This window comes from Actinomadura bangladeshensis, assembly GCF_004348335.1.
Taxonomy (GTDB): Bacteria; Actinomycetota; Actinomycetes; order Streptosporangiales; family Streptosporangiaceae; genus Spirillospora; species Spirillospora bangladeshensis.
In genome coordinates this window covers 1-1,148 of record NZ_SMJW01000557.1, presented here as the reverse complement: position 1 = coordinate 1,148, position 1,148 = coordinate 1, and the positions used below count along the sequence as shown (strand labels likewise).

The 1,148-nt window shown below is 72.6% G+C and carries 2 protein-coding genes; both read left to right on the top strand.

Features of this window, described 5'->3' with window-relative positions; all coding sequences use genetic code 11:
- Window positions 1-494 (top strand): hypothetical protein (locus E1284_RS40825; RefSeq protein ID WP_207924259.1); only part of this gene is annotated, 494 nt, incomplete at its 5' end.
- Window positions 495-508: 14 nt separating this feature from the next.
- On the top strand, window positions 509-1,148 hold a 640-nt coding region (locus tag E1284_RS40820; RefSeq protein ID WP_131945456.1), incomplete at its 3' end, for a PaaX domain-containing protein, C- domain protein.

Below are 1,148 nucleotides of genomic sequence, written 5' to 3'. Positions count from 1 at the left end.
CGACGTGCTGGCCGCCCAACGCCGCGAACGCGCCCGGGTCCGCAGCGAACGCCAGCAACGCTGGGGACGACCCCGCCCCAAAGCAGCATGACAAGACCCGGCGAACGTTCGTGGTCACCGCACTAGGCGACGCCCCCTTGCCCTTCCGCACAGTGCGGCCGCTTTCCCTGAGCACCGAATGGCCCCTCCAACTGCGCATCGAAAGCACCGGCACATGGTCGGCGTGGCTGCAACCCGGTGACAGCGCTCCCTCCCTCGACCGGACCATCGCCTCACGCGGCCCGTTCCTCTGCCGCTACGTCGGCGGCGCGGCACGAATCCAGATGGACCACAGGGAAGGGGGCAAGTTCTCCGTCACCGAGCTGACCCCGGAATTCGGCCACGGCCCGACCGTCCTGTCCGGCAAGGGCATCTCCTCCGCCGAAGGCGAACTGGCGGGCTCGGCGTTCCTGCTCGTGGAGGCGCGAGGCGAGTGGCTGATCCGGGTGGCCTAGAGTCGACTCCAGTCATGGACCACCCGGAGATCCGCCCGCTCACCGCCCGCTCGGTGGTGCTGAGCACGCTCCTGGGCGTCCATCCGCCGCGCCTCCCGGCCCGCCACCTCGTCCGCGTCGGCGACCTGTTCGGCATCGCCGAGGGGACGATCCGGGTCGCGCTCTCGCGCATGGTCACCGCCGGCGACCTCGTCCAGTCCGGCGGCGAGTACACCCTGACCGAACGCCTTCTCGCCCGCCAGGCCCGCCAGGACGAGAGCCGCTCGCCGCGGACCCTCCCCTGGGACGGCACCTGGGAGATCGCCGTCATCACCGCCGAACGCCGCCCGGCCGCCGACCGCGCCGCGCTCCGCCAGGCCATGTCCGCGCTCCGCCTCGCCGAACTGCGCGAGGGCACTTGGCTGCGTCCCGCCAACCTGACCCGCACCCGCCCGGACCCGGTCGTCCGCCAGTGCACATTCCTGGTGGGCCGCCCCGAAGAGGACCCGGCACTGCTGGCCGCCACCCTCTGGGACCTGGACACCTGGACGACCAAGGCCGACGCCCTCCGCACCGCCTTGACGTCCGCCAGCGAGATGGCCGAGCGCTTCACCCTGGCCGCCGCCGTCCTCCGCCACCTGTTGAACGACCCGCTGCTGCCCCCGCCCCTCCTCC